Raw genomic sequence first — 17,502 nt, forward strand, 5'->3', positions numbered from 1 at the left:
TAAGATCCTATTTATTATGAGATTGCATTCTATTAACAAATTATAATAAATTAAGGTCTTTTTTTAGTAATTCCGTATTAAATACCGTTACCTTTTCTTATTTTGCAATTACAATTCAGAAATTGAGTATGCAAGATATAACACGTCTTTTTGATTTTCCTTATTACCAATTAGAAAAATTCGATCTAAAGAATTCCCTGGTTACAAAATATAATGGGGAGTGGATTGCCACTTCTACTAGGGAGTATATAAATAAGGCAAATACAGTGAGCAGGGCTTTACTAAAATTAGGTGTAAAACCCAATGACAAGATTGCACTGATATCCATGACCAACCGAACAGAATGGAATATAATGGATATTGGTATTTTACAGTTAGGGGCCCAAAATGTGCCTATTTATCCCACGATTTCTGAAGAGGATTATGCTTATGTCCTTAACCATGCAGAATGTGTTTATTGTTTTGTATCCTGCAGTGAGGTTTATGAGAAAGTCAAGGCGGTTAAGGATAAAGTTCCTTCCTTAAAGGAAATATATTCTTTTGATGAACTCGGGGAATGTAAGAACTGGAAGGAACTATTACAACTTGGAAAAGACGAGTCAAACCAGACTGAAGTAGAAAAACTTAAAGACTCCGTAAAACCCAAAGACCTGGCCACATTAATTTATACTTCCGGCACCACGGGAAGGCCAAAAGGGGTTATGCTATCCCATGATAACATAGTGAGTAATACCTTGGAAAGTTCGTCCAGATTACCCATTGCCGATGGTACAGTTAAAGCGTTGAGCTTCTTGCCAGTTTGCCACATTTATGAACGAATGCTAATGTATTTGTATCAGTATAGAAGTGTTTCTATATATTTCGCTGAATCACTTGAAACGATTAGTGAAAATTTAAAGGAGGTTGAGCCCCATGTCATGACTGCTGTTCCCAGACTTATAGAAAAGGTTTATGATAAAATAATTGCAAAGGGCGCTGACTTAAAAGGCATAAAGAAATTCTTGTTTTTTTGGGCAGTAAAAGTAGGGCTTAGATATGAGCCATATGGCCAAAACGGATGGTGGTATGAGCAACAACTCAAACTGGCACGTAAATTAATTTTTAGCAAATGGAAAGCCGGACTTGGGGGTAATCTTAGTCTTATTGCATCTGGTAGTGCGGCCTTGCAACCCAGATTAGCCAGAATTTTTAATGCTGCTGAAATGGGTCTTATGGAAGGTTACGGACTAACGGAAACCTCTCCGGTTATCTCCGTAAATGACATGCGCAATAATGGTTTTAAGATTGGAACCGTAGGTAAACCAATAGGGCGCACTGAGGTAAAGATTGAAGCTGATGGAGAAATTTGCATTAAGGGGCCTCAGGTTATGATGGGCTATTACAGAGATACGGTAAAAAGCGCTGAAGTATTAAAGGATGGATTTTTTCATACAGGTGATATTGGTGAAATTGATGCCGATGGTTTCCTCAGGATTACAGACCGAAAAAAGGAAATGTTTAAAACTTCCGGAGGCAAATATGTAGCACCTCAGGTAATGGAAAACCGGTTTAAACAATCCAGATTTATCGAACAAATTATGGTTGTTGGCGATGGTGAGAAAATGCCCGCTGCGCTGATCCAACCCAATTTTGAATTCTTGGGGGAATGGGCGGTAAGGCATAAGCTAAGTCTGGGAACCAATACGGAATGTGTTGTTAATCCAAAAGTTTTGGCCAGATTTCAGGAAGAAGTTGATCACGCCAATGAAAAATTTGCCAAATGGGAAAAAATTAAGGAGTTTAGACTTACCCCCGATGTATGGAGTGTTGACGGAGGCCACCTCACTCCTACTATGAAACTTCGCCGAAAGATTATTAAAGAAAAGTATACGGCTCTCTACAATCAAATATATGGGCATTAAGAGTGGATGCTTCCTCTTAAAGGAATCTGAACAACTTAATTTGACCTAAATTTCTTTTAAAATCAACAGGCTATTCTTGTAAATTTATTATGCATGCATAATAAATTTTTATATCTTTGAGGTACAATTGAAGATTTCATGAAGGATATAACAATAGATTATGCCTTGCGCGCTACCTGGCAATCCGTTGCTAAAATGTATAATGAAGAAGCCAAGCATTTTGGCACAACTATGGCCGTTGGCTTTACGCTGCTAAGCATAGATCCTAAAACCGGTACACCATCCACATCCCTGGGTCCTAAAATGGGAATGGAGGCCACCAGCCTGTCCCGAATACTAAAAAGCATGGAAGAAAAAGGGCTAATTATCCGCAAACCTAATCCGGATGATGGGCGTGGCGTTTTAATACATCTTACCCCTTTTGGTCTTGAAAAGCGTAAAGATTCCAAAGATGTTGTTTTACGGTTTAATGACGTAGTTAAGGAAAATGTTAGTGAGGGACAGCTGAACAACTTTTTTGAAGTTATGGAAACCATAAACAGTCTTATTACTGAGAAAAAAATATATAGTCGGAATACCAAATTAAATAATCATCATCAATGAATAAGCATATTAAAAAGGTAGCTGTTATAGGTTCCGGTATAATGGGTAGCGGAATTGCCTGTCACTTTGCTAATATTGGAGTTGAAGTCCTATTATTAGATATTGTTCCCAGGGAACTTAATGAAAAGGAAAAATCAAAAGGACTTACACTTAAAGATAAAGCCGTAAGAAATAGAATTGTCAATGATTCCTTAACAGTGGCATTAAAATCAAAGCCATCTCCTATCTATCATTCAGATTTCGCCGGTAGAATTACCACCGGGAATCTTGAAGATGACATAGCAAAAGTAGGACAGGTAGATTGGATTATCGAAGTGGTTGTGGAACGCCTGGATATTAAGAAAACGGTATTCGAGAACCTCGAAAAACACAGAAGTCCGGGAACATTGATAACCTCTAACACCTCTGGTATTCCCATTAAATTCATGAGTGAAGGAAGAAGTGATGATTTCCAGGAACATTTTTGTGGTACCCATTTCTTTAATCCTGCTCGTTATTTAAAGCTTTTTGAAATTATTCCTGGGCCGAAAACCAAACAATCTGTGCTGGACTTTTTAAATAGTTATGGTGAAAAATTTCTTGGAAAAACATCTGTAATTGCAAAGGATACGCCTGCCTTTATAGGCAACAGAATTGGGATTTTTAGCATTCAGAGCTTATTTCATATGGTCAAAGAATTAGGGCTTACAGTTGAAGAAGTAGATAAGCTAACGGGGCCTGTAATTGGCAGACCAAAATCTGCAACTTTCAGAACAGTGGATGTTGTAGGGCTCGACACTTTAGTGCATGTGGCCAATGGTATCTATGAAAATTGTACAGATGATGAACAACATGAATTATTTCAATTACCGGAATTTATCCAGACCATGTCGGACAACAAATGGCTGGGTAGTAAAACAGGTCAGGGATTCTATAAAAAGGTAAAGACAAAGGACGGTAAAAGTGACATTCTTAGCCTGGATCTGGATACTATGGATTACAGACCAAAAAAGAGAGCGAATTTCGCCACACTGGAAATTACCAAACCCATAGACAAAGTTATTGATCGTTTCAAAGTTTTGGTAAATGGCAAGGATAAAGCCGGCGTCTTTTACCGTAAAAGCTTTGCAGCACTTTTTGCCTATGTTTCTCACCGCATCCCGGAAATAACAGATGAATTATACAAAATTGATGATGCTATGAAAGCCGGTTTTGGCTGGGAGCACGGGCCTTTCCAAATATGGGATGCCATTGGTTTGGAGAATGGCTTGAAAATGATTGCAGAAGAGGGACATAGTCCGGCCAAATGGATTAAGGAGCTCAAGGACTCAGGTGCTTCTTCATTCTACAGTGTTAAGGACGGAGCCACCTATTTTTATGATATTCCTCAGAAGACTATGGCTAAGGTACCCGGCCAGGATGCCTTTATTATTTTAGATAATATAAGAAAATCTAATGAAGTATTTAAAAATAGCGGCGTTGTTATAGAAGACCTTGGTGATGGAATACTCAATGTAGAATTCCAATCTAAAATGAATACTATTGGAGGAGATGTATTGTCTGGTTTAAACAAAGCAGTAGACCTTGCCGAGAAGGATTTTCAAGGGCTTGTTATAGGCAACCAGGCAGCTAACTTTTCTGTTGGAGCAAATATAGGAATGATATTCATGATGGCTGTAGAACAGGAGTACGATGAATTGAATATGGCTATTAAATACTTTCAGGATACAATGATGCGCATGCGCTATTCTGCTATCCCAACAGTCTCAGCGCCTCATGGAATGTGCCTGGGCGGGGGATGTGAGCTATCACTGCATGCCGATAAAGTTGTGGCAGCAGCAGAAACCTACATTGGATTGGTCGAATTTGGAGTTGGTGTCATACCGGGTGGGGGTGGTTCTAAAGAAATGGCATTGAGGGCATCTGACACATTCAAGAAGAATGATGTAGAATTAAATGTGCTGCAGGAATATTTTCTGACTATTGGAATGGCCAAAGTGTCTACTTCTGCATATGAAGCATATGATTTAGGTATCCTGCAAAAAGGAAAAGACATTATTGTCGTAAATAAAGACCGGCAAATAGCAACAGCTAAAGCGCAGGCAAAACTTTTGGCTGAAGGAGGTTATACCCAACCCATTAAAAGAAAAGATGTAAAGGTATTGGGGAAACAGGCTTTAGGCATGTTCCTTGTAGGAACGGATTCTATGGAAGCAGGTCACTATATTAGTGAACACGATAAAAAAATTGCTGATAAATTAGCTTATGTAATGGCCGGAGGAGATTTATCTGAAGCGAGTCTTGTCAGTGAGCAATACTTATTGGATTTGGAAAGAGAGGCCTTTTTATCGCTCTGTACTGAGAGAAAAACATTGGAACGAATTCAGCACATGTTAAAAACAGGTAAACCACTTAGAAATTAAAAAAATGAAAACAGCATATATCGTTAAGGCGTACAGAACAGCAGTTGGCAAAGCACCAAGAGGATTATTTCGTTTTAAAAGACCTGATGAATTGGCGGCAGAGACCATCGCATATATGATGAACGAGTTGCCACAACTCGATAAAAAAAGAATCGATGATGTCATTGTAGGCAATGCAATGCCCGAAGCTGAGCAAGGTCTTAATATGGCTCGCCTGATATCCTTAATGGGATTAGAGATAGATGATGTGCCCGGTGTTACGGTAAACCGATATTGTGCCTCTGGACTGGAAACCATAGGTATAGCCACAGCGAAGATACAGTCGGGCATGGCTGATTGCATCATAGCCGGGGGAGCGGAAAGCATGAGTTATATCCCAATGGGGGGATACAAGCCAACCCCCGATTACGAAATCGCAAAAGAAGGACATGAAGATTATTACTGGGGCATGGGTTTAACAGCCGAGGCTGTTGCAAAACAATTTAAGGTATCGAGGGAAGATCAGGATGATTTTGCATACAACTCTCACATGAAAGCCTTGAAAGCACAAAAGGAAAATAAGTTCCGGGAACAAATTGTGCCCATTGAAGTAGAACACACCTTTGTTAATTCTGCAGGTAAGAAAGAAACAAATTCCTACATCGTGAATAAAGATGAAGGCCCAAGAGCAGATACTTCCAAAGAAGTTCTTGCCAAATTAAGACCTGTTTTTGCAGCAGGTGGCAGTGTTACTGCAGGTAATTCTTCACAAATGAGTGATGGTGCAGCTTTTGTAATGGTGATGAGTGAGGAAATGGTCAAAGAGTTAAAGTTAGAACCAATTGCCCGTCTGGTAAATTATGCCGCTGCCGGTGTAGAACCCCGAATCATGGGAATTGGTCCTGTAAAAGCAATTCCTAAGGCATTAAAACAAGCAGGTTTAAAGCAGGATGCTATTTCATTAATAGAGCTTAATGAGGCTTTTGCCTCTCAATCCCTTGCAGTTATAAGAGAATTAAACCTTAATCAGGATCTGGTTAATGTAAATGGGGGTGCTATTGCACTGGGTCATCCGCTGGGTTGCACAGGAGCAAAACTTTCTGTTCAATTATTTGATGAAATGCGCAAACGCGATATGAAAGGTAAATACGGAATGGTAACCATGTGTGTAGGAACAGGCCAGGGTGCAGCTGGTATCTACGAGTTTTTAAATTAACAACAATTAAAGAGATATAAAATGAGTACAGATACAATTAACAAAGATATCTTACGTGGAGGTCAGTTTTTGGTTAAAGAAACAAAATGCGAAGATATTTTTACGCTTGAAGATCTGACCGAAGAGCAAAAAATGATGCGTGAAAGCACCAAGGATTTTGTAGATCGTGAATTGTGGGCACATTGGGAAAGATTTGAAAAAAAGGATTATGCCTTTACCGAAGAGTGCATGCGTAAGGCCGGTGAACTGGGTCTTTTAAGTGTTGCTGTTCCCGAGGCATATGGCGGTCTCGGTATGGGATTCGTTTCTACAATGTTGGTATGTGATTATATATCCGGCGCTACAGGTTCATTTAGTACGGCCTTTGGAGCGCATACGGGCATAGGCACCATGCCAATAACCCTTTACGGTACAGAAGAGCAAAAAAAGAAATATGTACCCAAACTGGCATCAGGTGAATGGTTCGGAGCTTACTGTCTTACAGAACCAGGTGCAGGATCAGATGCAAATTCCGGAAAAACCAAGGCTGTATTATCCAAAGACGGAAAGCACTATCAAATTAGCGGTCAAAAAATGTGGATTTCCAATGCGGGTTTCTGTAAATTATTTATTGTTTTTGCCAGAATAGGAGATGATAAAAACATTACAGGCTTTATTGTTGAAAATGATCCTTCAAATGGAATCACGATGGGAGATGAAGAAAAAAAATTAGGTATTCACTCCTCCTCCACCCGACAGGTATTTTTTAGCGACACTAAAGTCCCCGTTGAAAATATGCTATCGGAACGAGGGAATGGATTTAAGATTGCAATGAATGCCTTGAATATTGGAAGAATAAAGTTGGCTGCAGCTTGTCTGGAAGCTCAAAGGAGAGTGCTGGGTGAAGCGGTTAATTACGCCAATGAAAGGATTCAATTTAAAACCCCAATCATAAATTTCGGAGCTATTAAAGCAAAGATTGCGCAAATGGCAACGAATGCCTATGCTGGAGAATCTGCCAGCTATAGAGCAGCTAAGAATATTGAAGATAGGATAGCCATACGTGTTGCTGAAGGCAATTCACACCAGGAAGCTGAACTAAAAGGCGTTGAGGAATATGCCATAGAATGTTCTATACTAAAAGTGGCTGTATCTGAAGATGTCCAACAAACTACAGATGAAGGTATCCAGATCTTTGGCGGCATGGGTTTTAGCGCAGATACCCCAATGGAATCAGCCTGGAGAGATGCCCGTATAGCACGTATTTATGAAGGAACTAATGAAATAAACAGGATGTTAGCGGTTGGTATGCTGGTAAAGAAAGCAATGAAAGGCCATGTAGATTTATTGGGCCCGGCAACGAAGGTGGCCGAAGAACTTATGGGCATACCCTCTTTTGATACCCCTGATTATTCTAAACTCTTTTCGGAAGAAAACGATATCATCGCCCGACTTAAGAAGGTATTTCTGATGGTAGCCGGAAGTGCAGTACAAAAATTTGGCACTGATCTGGAAAAACACCAACAAGTGTTATTGGCTGCATCAGACATATTAATAGAAATATATATGGCCGAATCTACAATTCTTAGAACAGAGAAAAATGCCCAAAGATTCGGGGAAGAGAACCAGGCTACACAAATTGCGATGTCCAGGCTGTATTTATACAATGCAGTGGATACAGTAATTCAAAAAGGCAAGGAAGCAATAGTCTCATTTACAGAGGGTGATGAACAACGAATGATGCTTATGGGATTAAAGCGTTTTACAAAGTATACCAATCAGCCTAATGTTGCGGCTCTCCGAATGCAAATAGCGGAAAAGGTGGCCTCGGATAATGCCTATACTTTTGATTAATCACAATCAATTTATTTTGGAATAAAAAAAACCGCTCAATTGAGCGGTTTTTTTTTATTAAAGTCTCCTAAAATTACTATTTGTTTAATTCTTAGAAATAAGAAAACCATAGCTTGCTGAATAGTTTAACATCTGTTCCTCAAAACTTGCAGGCTGTACTAATTCAACTTCAATAATCTCACCTTCTTCATTAGCAGTTGGAACCAGTACGGGGTTAACAAATCCGCTATAGGGTGCAGACTTAAATTGCGCATTCCTATCCAGCACTTCCGCGTGTAATGCCTGATCAACTTTAACTCCATAACCTTCTACCAATTCCTGAGCAGCTTCAAAATCACCTTCAGACTTTATCCTTTGAGTTTCACGCAATAATTCTCCAAATAATCCACGTAGTTCTTTGTAATCATTGATGTTATAATAGGTCTTACCGTCCCTGGTTACTTTTTCTATGACATTGTTGGGTTTGCCTTTTTCAAATACCCAGGCTGATACCCACTGTCTGTTCACCATGTGATCCTCTTCCACATCATCTCCTAATTCAATTCTTATCAATTGCGTAATCAAACCATTTCTTATATACTCATCATATGAGGCTTTGGCAGTTTCTTCCCAGTTTTCTACCAGACCCAATTCCTCCAGCTTAGGATCCATAACAAAATACAGACCAACCAGGTCTGCTCTGCCCTCTTCAATAGTTGATCTATAATTTTTTAAGGTCTCCTTAGGTTGTCCTACCCCCGGGTTTATTTGTCCCGAAGCATGACCTATTACTTCGTGCAATGCGGTATGTAATTTATCTGCCAGTTTACCATATTTTTCTTCAAGCCTGATCTCCTCCTCATCATTAGCAAACTCTTTTAATCTGCCACTACCTCCGGCATTACTATACGCATCAACTATATTTCCTAATGACACAGACTTACTGCCATGTTTTTGGCGTATCCAATTATTATTAGGGAGATTTACGCCGATAGGAGTGCTTGGAGAGGCATCACCCGCCTCACCGGCAACATTAACGGTCTTATAAGAGACACCAACTACATTATCCTTTTTATGTTCTTCCATTAAGGTAGAATTATCTTCAAACCATTGGGCGTTTTCCGAGAGTACAGCCATTTTTTTTGACATATCAAAATCGTTAATTTCAATTATGCTCTCGTAAGATCCCCTGTAACCCTTGGGATCGTTATAAACTTCTATAAAGCCATTTATCCAATCTATATTACCCTGAGTTGAAGTCGCCCATTCCATAGCGTATGCATCCCATTTGTCAAGACTTCCTGTTTTGTAATACTCGATTAGTAATCCCAAAGTCTTGGCTTGTTTTTCGTTTTCAGCTACAGTCCGCGCTTTTTCTAACCATTTGATTACTTCGTCTATAGCTGTGCCATACAACCCTCCCGATTTCCATATCTTTTCTACCAATTTGCCATTCTCTTTCACTAGCGTAGAATTCAAACCAGTTTCTATTGGCCGACCCTCAGGACCTTTATATGCGGTTTTATAAAAGGTATCCACATCCGCATCGGTGATATCAGGGGAATAAAAATTAACTGCTGAGGAGGCCACATTATCAACTCCTTTCTTTTTGTTTACTTTTTTACTATCCACTTCATTAAAAATAACCTCAAAAGCCTCTCCTTCCAGTTTCGTATTGGTTTCTGCAAGTAAATAGTTTAAATATTCTTTAGAAAAACCAGGGTTTATTTTATCATTGGAATAATGATGATGAATTCCGTTGGAGAACCATACTCGTTTTAAATACACATCAAATGAATTCCAGTCAAAGGTCGATTTATCACCTTCAAAAGTGGTGTAAATGTTTTCCAATGCTGTCCTTATTTTTAGATTATGCCTGTAATTCTGATCCCAAATAATATCCCTGCCAGCTAAACCAGCTTGGGTTAAGTAATAAACTAATTTTTTTTCTTTTAAAGTGAGATCCTCAAAGCCAGGAACCTGATAACGGAGTATTCTCAGGTCTGCAAACTGATCTACTACATATTCAAATTCCTTTTCCGTGACTAAAGCAGTCTCTTCAGGCATTACTTTTTGCTTACAAGACCACAATAGTAATACTATTAGAAAACTACTAAAAACATGTTTCCATTTCATGATTTTTACCTTTTAATATGATCCTACAAATTTACAGAAACATTACCTATTTGTTACACTTGTTAGAGACAACTTCAATGTCTAATATCATTTGTTTCAGAATTATCAATAAAGACAAAGATTTCTCAAGTCTCAATAAAATCAATGCATCAATTCGGCAAGATTTACTCGAAGAAGGTAACTTCTATATTGTGCAAACAAAAATTAAAGGAATTATTTACCTAAGGGCCAAAATTATGAATCTATTTACCCATGAAGAATACTTTAAAGAATTGATCGAAAAAATAAAAAGTAAAACTGTTTTTTTATTAAATTCATAAATCTTCTAACTCAAAAAGCACTTGACACTTCCATTACCGGCCAATTGTCAGCGCATAGATTCCAATACTTTTTCTTCACTGGCCTTGTTCGCAAAATTTACAGCACATTCTATTAAGGCCAAATGCGAGTAGGCCTGAGGGAAATTTCCCAGTAACCTTTTTGTTTTGAAATCAATATCTTCACTAAAAAGCCCTAAATGATTGCTATAGCTTAATAACTTATCGAAAAGTTGTTGTGCTCTTTCTTCTTCTCCTATCTTAAAAAGGCTGTTAATAAACCAGAACGTACAAATAGTAAATGAGGATGAAGGTAATCCAAAGTCGTCCTCATTTTTATATCTATATAATAATCCATCATTGCTTAGCTCTTTTTCAATTGCTAAAACTGTGCTTACAAATTTAGGATCCTTAGCATGAATAAATCCATAAGATTCCATCAATAAAACAGAGGCGTCTAAGTGCATGGATCCATAAGACTGGGTAAATGCATTAACCTCGCTGTTCCAGGAATTGGAATAAATATCTTCTTTTATTTCCTGTTCTAATTTTATCCATTTTTCAAGTTTCCGGGTTTTTTTAAGTATCCTGGCAACTTTTATAGCCCGGTCAATAGCCACCCAGCAAAGCACTTTAGAAAAAGTAAAATGCCTTTCTTCCGTTCTCAATTCCCAAATTCCTTTATCGGCCTCTTTCCAGTGTCTCGATACGATCCAGACAATACCTTTGGTTATGCCCCATAATTCCTCCCCGTTCTCTATATTGGTACTAAATTTTACCAACTGAGCGTGAATTACATCCATAAGAATACCATAGATGTCATTTTGCTTTTGCTTATAGGCAGCATTACCAACGCGCACGGGTTTGGAACCTTTATATCCGCTTAAGTGATCCAGAGTCACTTCGGTAAGGTTTTTTTCCTTGTTTATGCCGTACATTATCTGAAGTTTCTCATCTTTATCAGGAATAAGATCAATAATAAACTGAAGGTATCTCCGGGCCACGTTCTTATGCCCTAATTGGGCCATTACTTTAATAACCATTGAGGCGTCCCTTATCCAGCAAAAACGATAGTCCCAATTTCTTACTTCGCCTATGGTTTCGGGTAATGATGTGGTGGCAGCAGCGAGTACTGCCCCTGATTTATCGTAGCTCAATAGTTTAAGTGTTATTGCACTTCTTGTAATTTCCTTATTATACTGATTATAAGTCGGAGTCCTGTTGGTCCAGTTGAGCCAATAGACTTTGGTATTTTCCAGATCTAAATAAATTTTCCTTGAATCGGGCTGTAATATCTTCTCATTATAAGTTAATAAAAAGTACCCGTTTTTTGTGACCTCGAGCTCCCTTCCCTCGAGTACGGCATTTTTATTAAATGAGGTATATAAAAAGACGGTATCAAATTTTTCATTGTCTGTAAGGCTAACAATAAAATTCTTTTTTACATAAGACCGGGTCTCCCCTATTGCATACTCCAGTTTTGGATCATAAAGTACTTTAAATCTGGGGTTTCCCTTGATGTGTCTCACATACCGAGCTAACTCGGGGGGTGCATGATATTTTCCATTTTCTGCATAATACCTTGGCATAAAATCGTGCAGTTCAAATATATTGTCTCCATCTGAATACCTGGTAATCAGGATAGCTGTGTTTTTCTTATATCGCTGGCTTATTGAATACTCTTCAGAAACATGAATTTCAAAGCTGCCACCAATTTTATCATCCAGTATCTTTGCAAAAACAGATGAGGAATCAAATTCAGGTAAACAACACCATTCTAGGGAACCTGTTTTGGAAATTAATGCTGCACTCCTGCAATTTCCGATAATACCATAATCTAAATTGTCCATAATTGAATTATCCGCTAAAAGTTCCTTAATAATTGTTATTGCACTGCAATTTGACGAAATTTAGAAAAATAAAAATCAAATCCCCGTAATTTTATTCAATACATGAGCAAAACTATCATAATCTCAAATAGACTCCCCGTTCAATTGCAAATTAGCAATGGGAACATTAATGCAATACCAAGTGTTGGAGGTTTGGCTACTGGCATGAAATCTGTTCATTCGGGGGGAGACAGTCTTTGGATTGGGTGGAGTGGCCTCACAGATGAAGAAATTCCAAAGGAACTGGCACCTAAAATAGATAAAGCACTTGCAGAACATGGTTCTTCCAAGGTTAATCTCAAAGAAGAGGAGGTAAACGGATTTTATTTTGGATTCAGCAATCGAACAATCTGGCCTTTATTCCATTATTTTTTAGAGTATGCTGAATTTGAACTGGATAGCTGGCTGACATATAAGTCGGTTAATCAAAAATTTGCCGATGCTATTATAGAAAAAGCTGGTGAAGAGGATACCATCTGGATACACGATTATCAATTAATGTTGGTGCCAAAAATGGTTAGGGAAAGGCGACCCAATTTGTCCATAGGCTTCTTTCTGCATATTCCATTTCCTTCATATGAGATCTTCCGGACATTACCATGGCGTGAAGAGGTTCTGGAAGGCTTACTGGGTTCAGATTTAATTGGTTTTCATACCTATGATTATGAACGACACTTTTTGAGTTCCGTAAGAAGGTTGTTGGGTGCAGAAGTTAGTTTTAATGATATTTATGTGGACAACCGGATTGTTAAGGTCGATTCTTTTCCCATGGGAATTGACTATGAAAAATTTAGTGAGGCAGCTAAAACTCATCAACAGAATACCGAAGACCAGCAATCTGATTTACAACGCAGGCTAGATCTTCATAAAAAATCAAGTCCGGATGCTAAATTAATTTTGTCAATTGATCGTCTGGATTATAGCAAAGGTATCGCCAAGCGATTACATGCGTTCAAATATTTTCTAGATAAATATCCCGAATACAAAGAAAAGATCAGACTTATAATTTTAGCGGTGCCTTCCCGTTCCAATGTCCCTCAATATCAACTTTTAAAAAAGGAGATTGATGAGCTCGTAGGCCGAATTAATGGTGAATTATCAACGGTTAGCTGGACACCCATCTGGTATTTTTACAGATCACTCCCTTTTGAGAATTTAATTGATCTATACACTTCGAGTGATATTGCCTGGTTGACCCCCATCAGGGACGGAATGAATCTGGTTGCTAAAGAATATATTGCGACAAGAACAGATAAAACCGGCGTTCTTATTTTGAGTGAAATGGCGGGTTCAGCTAATGAAATGAATGAATCTCTGCTTATTAATCCCAATAATTTTGAACAGATTGCAGATACATTATTCAAGGCAATCAATATGCCATTGGAAGAACAAAAAAGAAGAAATGCAATACTTCAAACCCGGCTTGAACGCTATAATGTTGAGAAATGGGCCAATGATTTTATGACCTCATTACAGGGCCAAAAAGACCGGGATACGGCCAATGTTTCAAAACGTCTTACTGAAACCCTTTTAAAAGGAGTGCTTCAAGATTACCAAAAAGCTAAAAAGAAGCTTTTTTTTATCGACTATGATGGTACATTAGCCGGTTTTAAAATTGATCCGCAAAAAGCAAGTCCGGATAAAGAGTTATATGATTTGTTAGACCAATTAAGCGAAAAGGAAGGCAACGATATCTATTTGATAAGCGGACGAGATAAAGAAACTTTTGCTCGCTGGTTTTTGCCTAAAAAATATAATATGATAGTGGAACATGGGGTTTGGATTTCAGAACAAGGTGAGGAATTTAGAATGCTGGAAAATGTTAAAAAAGACTGGATGGAAAAAATATATCCGGTATTGGAATCATTTGTAGACAGAACCCCTGGTTCCTTTATAGAAGAAAAGAATTATTCCCTTGCCTGGCATTACAGAAATACAGATCCCGACTTTGGAGCCAACAGGGCTACTGAATTGAATACAGTACTTACGAGTCTTATTGGCAATGATGATATTAGCGTACTCAATGGCAACAAAGTAATGGAAATAAAGAGTAGTAATGTTAATAAAGGTAGGGCGGCAATGCGAGTGTTAGCGCAGGAGGATTATGACTTTATTTTTGCAATTGGGGATGATTGGACAGATGAATTTATGTTTCAGGAACTACCTGAAGAGGCCGTGACCGTTAAGGTAGGGATGCAAAACACCCAGGCTAAATATTATATTGAAAGTGTTTCCGGAGTACGCGGTATGCTGAAAAAGTTTATTAAATAGCAATCATACTTTTTATGCCTAAAATTACCTAACAAGTAGTATTTAATCCCGATATATTAAAAAAATAATACTATGATAACACTGACTTTTATTTTTGAACCTATGCCTGATGTAGTTTTAGAACAAAAGTGAAGTGTATCCCTATAGGTGAATGACATATATAGGTCCACTAAACTAAAATATGGCCCAAGTTCAAAATCCTAGTTGTATTTTTGTTGAATTAATTGGAAACTAATCCCTCATAAATTTTATAGTCTATGAAAAAATATGCTACTCTATTACTAATACTATTGTCAACACTAACCTATTCTCAAAGTGATTCCCGCTTATATGACATCATTGATAATGTTTCATCCAAGCGTATAAAAAATGATGTGACAACGCTGACGAACTTTGGAACCAGGCACACCCTTAGTGATACAACCTCAGCGACGAGGGGGATTGGCGCAGCAAGACGCTGGATAAAAAGTGAGTTTGAAAAAATCTCCGAAGGATGTAATAATTGTCTGGAAGTGTTTTACCAAAAAGATTTAATAAAAGAAGGTGAGAACGATCGTATTGTCCACGACGTTTGGGTGGTAAATGTTGTGGCTATTCAGCGCGGAACTAAATACCCCAATAAGTTTATTATAATGAGTGGGGATATTGATTCCAGGGTAAGTGATCCAACTGATTTCACTTCAGATGCCCCGGGAGCAAATGACAATGCCAGCGGTATGGCCGGTGCCATTGAAGCCGCAAGAGTATTAAGCAAATACAATTTTGAGAGCAGTATTATTTATGTAGGACTATCGGGTGAAGAGCAAGGACTATTTGGCGGAAAAGGTCTTGCGGCTTATGCCAAACAACAAGGATGGGAAATATTGGGGATATTGAACAATGATATGATTGGGAATATAAGTGGTGTAGACGGGGTAGTGAGCAATCGCGATTTTAGAATTTTTTCAGAACCCGTACCTCCTACAGAAACAGAACAACAGCGTAAAGCAAGAAGATTCTATGGAGGAGAAGTAGATGGAATTTCCCGCCAATTAGCAAGATATGTTTATAAAACAACTAAAATGTATATGCCTGAAATGAATCCAATACTAATTTACAGACTGGATCGTTTTGGAAGAGGGGGACATCACAGACCATTTAATGATGCTGGTTTTGCCGGTATCCGGATAATGGAAGCACATGAAAATTATACCCAGCAACATCAGGATATCAGAATGGAAAATGGAATAGCCTACGGCGACGTATTGGAACATGTAAATTTTGAGTATGCGAAAAAACTTACGGCAGTTAACGCCATAAATTTAGCATCAATTGCCTCTGCTCCCCCTGCTCCGGAGGAAGTGCAAATTGGAGGTATAGTTCAAGCTTCGGTAAAATTAAAATGGAGTAAGTCTGAAGGAGCCACTGGTTACAAAATATACTGGCGGGATACCACATCACCTACATGGGATCACAGTCGTTATGTTGGAGATATTAATTCCTTTACATTAGATGGAATAGTCATTGACAATTCCTTTTTTGGTGTTGCGGCTGTAGGAGCAAATGGACATGAAAGTATAATTGTATTTCCAAATCGAGTTTTTAGAGAATAACAAACATCATGAATAGAAGAAACCTTCCCCGAGTCTTTATCTTCATCATTCTGCTCACCCCTTTTTTGAATTCCTGCGAAGCTGGAAACGAAACAGACAAAGAAGCTGTAAAAAAGCTTTATTTGCCCGATTTAAACCTGCTCTACGAAGATTATGAGCAACTGGATAGTACCGGGGCTTACAATACTTTTGCCTATAAGTTGGTAAATGCCAATCGAGATCTGAAGTCTTCGGAATTATATGTAGAAGCGGCCTCGCTATATGCTCAGGCCGGGCAATCAGATTCTGTAGCTATTTTATTGCACAAGGCTATAGACAATGGCATGGCCAACCCAAAAATAATCTCTAAACTACATGGTATAAAAAATAATATGGATATGCCTCTGTGGCGGGATCTTCAAATGAGATTAGACTCCATACAACTGCAGCTTCAGGATGTTTCTAATTATAGTATGGAAATGGGTTCAATGACCCTTTTTTGGGACTATTTTGAACAAGCTGCGGAAGATACTGCCAATGCCAAACATATCTTTAAAGAATTTATTTTTAAAGGACCAAGAGAGTTGCGTGATTTTTATGTGGTGCGCTATATAAATTTGAACAATATGTATGGACAAATGATTAATGCCTCGCCCGATTACTTCCATTACTTAAAAAATCAGTTTAATCAGGATAGCATTAACGCTTTAAAATCGAAAACTGCCGGATGGATGCGTAATTTTAAAGATATTTACCCTAAAGCCGTTTTTCCAAAAGTATATGTGGTACCGGGTATTTTAAACTCTGGTGGAACAGCAACTGAAATGGGAATGTTTGTTGGAGGTGATATGTATGGCAGATCGGACTCAATGCCTACCGCAGGATTAACTAATTGGCAAAAAGAAGCGATTATGAAGGTTTCAGACCTTCCGGGACTTACCATACATGAATTAATGCACTTTCAACAAAATTATCAGGATACTGAAAATAACGAAACCGTGCTTGCTCAAGTGATCAGTGAAGGGGTATGTGATTTTCTGGTGGAATTGTGTTCGGGGAAAGAATTACAGAATTCCAATCTTACGTATCTTAGTGATATAGAAAATGAGCAGAGAATAATGAATGACCTAAAAAACGATTTATTTTCTGATGACAATTCCAAATGGCTGTATAACGGAGGTGGAATTAATGACAGGCCTCATGATCTGGGATATACCGTGGGATACCTGATTTCAAAATCATATTACCAACTTGCCGTAAATAAGCAGAAGGCTGTATTTGAACTTTTAAATACAAATGACTTTTTATCTATACTTAAAGCAAGTGATTATGCTTTTCTCCTGGAAAAGGACCTTTAATTTATTAGTTCTTATCTTATAAAAAATATCATTTAAGTGTCATGCTA

10 protein-coding genes are annotated in these 17,502 nt (G+C 38.2%); 8 read left to right on the top strand and 2 right to left on the bottom strand.

What is annotated here, in order from left to right; genetic code table 11:
• Positions 1 to 128: 128 nt before the first annotated feature.
• From WBM60_RS04330 to WBM60_RS04350, 5 genes are all read left to right on the top strand, one after another.
• Entirely contained in the window at positions 129 to 1,901 is a 1,773-nt protein-coding gene (locus WBM60_RS04330; RefSeq protein WP_424282791.1) for an AMP-dependent synthetase/ligase, read from the top strand.
• A gap of 138 nt (positions 1,902 to 2,039) precedes the next feature.
• A complete protein-coding gene (locus tag WBM60_RS04335) occupies positions 2,040 to 2,504 on the top strand; it encodes a MarR family winged helix-turn-helix transcriptional regulator (RefSeq protein ID WP_424259865.1) in 465 nt (154 codons plus the stop codon).
• Positions 2,501 to 4,906: a 3-hydroxyacyl-CoA dehydrogenase/enoyl-CoA hydratase family protein gene (locus WBM60_RS04340; protein ID WP_424277191.1), complete on the top strand. Its 2,406-nt coding sequence runs from the start codon at positions 2,501 to 2,503 to the stop codon at positions 4,904 to 4,906. The genes WBM60_RS04335 and WBM60_RS04340 overlap by 4 nt, the downstream gene beginning before the upstream one ends.
• Before the next feature lie 4 nt (positions 4,907 to 4,910).
• The gene (locus WBM60_RS04345) at positions 4,911 to 6,101 is read left to right on the top strand and encodes an acetyl-CoA C-acyltransferase (protein ID WP_424282792.1); all 1,191 of its coding nucleotides are present in this window, start codon (positions 4,911 to 4,913) and stop codon (positions 6,099 to 6,101) included.
• A 21-nt stretch (positions 6,102 to 6,122) separates the two neighbouring features.
• Entirely contained in the window at positions 6,123 to 7,934 is a 1,812-nt protein-coding gene (locus tag WBM60_RS04350) for an acyl-CoA dehydrogenase family protein (RefSeq protein ID WP_424276567.1), read from the top strand.
• Between the two features lie 84 nt (positions 7,935 to 8,018).
• Here WBM60_RS04350 and WBM60_RS04355 read toward each other — a convergent pair whose 3' ends face one another.
• Positions 8,019 to 10,049 carry a dipeptidyl-peptidase 3 family protein gene (locus WBM60_RS04355; protein ID WP_424278111.1) on the bottom strand — a complete coding sequence of 677 codons (2,031 nt, stop codon included), beginning with the start codon at positions 10,047 to 10,049 and terminating at the stop codon, positions 8,019 to 8,021.
• A 367-nt stretch (positions 10,050 to 10,416) separates the two neighbouring features.
• Positions 10,417 to 12,216 (bottom strand): glycoside hydrolase family 15 protein, encoded by a 1,800-nt coding sequence (locus WBM60_RS04360; RefSeq protein ID WP_424278110.1) that lies wholly within the window; start codon positions 12,214 to 12,216, stop codon positions 10,417 to 10,419.
• 102 nt (positions 12,217 to 12,318) lie between these two features.
• On the opposite strand from WBM60_RS04360, the gene WBM60_RS04365 reads away from it, so the two are divergent.
• From WBM60_RS04365 to WBM60_RS04375, 3 genes are all read left to right on the top strand, one after another.
• Entirely contained in the window at positions 12,319 to 14,526 is a 2,208-nt protein-coding gene (locus WBM60_RS04365; protein ID WP_424282793.1) for a bifunctional alpha,alpha-trehalose-phosphate synthase (UDP-forming)/trehalose-phosphatase, read from the top strand.
• A 257-nt stretch (positions 14,527 to 14,783) separates the two neighbouring features.
• A complete protein-coding gene (locus WBM60_RS04370; RefSeq protein WP_424276871.1) occupies positions 14,784 to 16,118 on the top strand; it encodes a M28 family peptidase in 1,335 nt (444 codons plus the stop codon).
• An 8-nt stretch (positions 16,119 to 16,126) separates the two neighbouring features.
• Complete coding sequence (locus tag WBM60_RS04375) at positions 16,127 to 17,455, top strand: DUF2268 domain-containing putative Zn-dependent protease (RefSeq protein ID WP_424282794.1); 1,329 nt, start codon at positions 16,127 to 16,129, stop codon at positions 17,453 to 17,455.
• Positions 17,456 to 17,502 lie beyond the last annotated feature (47 nt).

Source organism: Eudoraea sp. (genome assembly GCF_049669105.1).
Lineage (GTDB): Bacteria > Bacteroidota > Bacteroidia > Flavobacteriales > Flavobacteriaceae > Eudoraea.